Origin of the sequence: Ruegeria sp. HU-ET01832 (genome assembly GCF_040371315.1) — a bacterium.
In the GTDB taxonomy this organism is placed as follows: domain Bacteria; phylum Pseudomonadota; class Alphaproteobacteria; order Rhodobacterales; family Rhodobacteraceae; genus Ruegeria; species Ruegeria lacuscaerulensis_A.
Map to the genome: position 1 here is coordinate 1 of NZ_BAABWL010000020.1, position 527 is coordinate 527.

The window sequence follows — 527 nt, forward strand, 5'->3', positions numbered from 1 at the left end:
ATTGCGGACAGGAACTCTCGCCCTTCCACTCTGGTCAGGCTGCAAACCGATTGGTCACCATATCGACTAGCGAATAACCCGACTGAATATCGGACCGATTTGAACCCGCTGGGTCGTAGCTCGTTACTCCGCTTGTTCAGATAGGCCCGGCTCAGGTCTCGAACTGGCACCTTCACCGGTGCTGTTGGTCTGGCGAACTCAGACCGCTCCAGATTGCATCCAGAGTCCTCCAGAGTGGCCCGGAGACGGACGAGAGACGACTCTGGCTGGTCGACCCAATCAGGAGCTTCAGCGGTGCTCTCGGGGGCAGACAGAGCTTCTTCAGCTTGGGATCGAACCTGTTCAACCAGCGTTTCGAACCGGGCATTGACCTCAGCGGCTCGGACGCGGGCAGTGTTGCGGTCACTGGTCTTGAGGCTCTGCTTCAGCGCCCGAGCGCCCAGCGCGAGAGCCACGTCAACGGGATAGTTACGTCTGAACAACCACGTATGGCCTTTCAGATAGGCATAGCGAATGTGAGCAGACAT

General features: G+C 58.3%; 1 protein-coding gene. It reads right to left on the bottom strand.

Annotation, left to right across the window (positions count from 1 at the left end; all coding sequences use genetic code 11):
- The coding region (locus tag ABWV79_RS22280) for a DUF6538 domain-containing protein (protein WP_353395003.1) at nt 1-527 on the bottom strand (527 nt) is incomplete at both ends.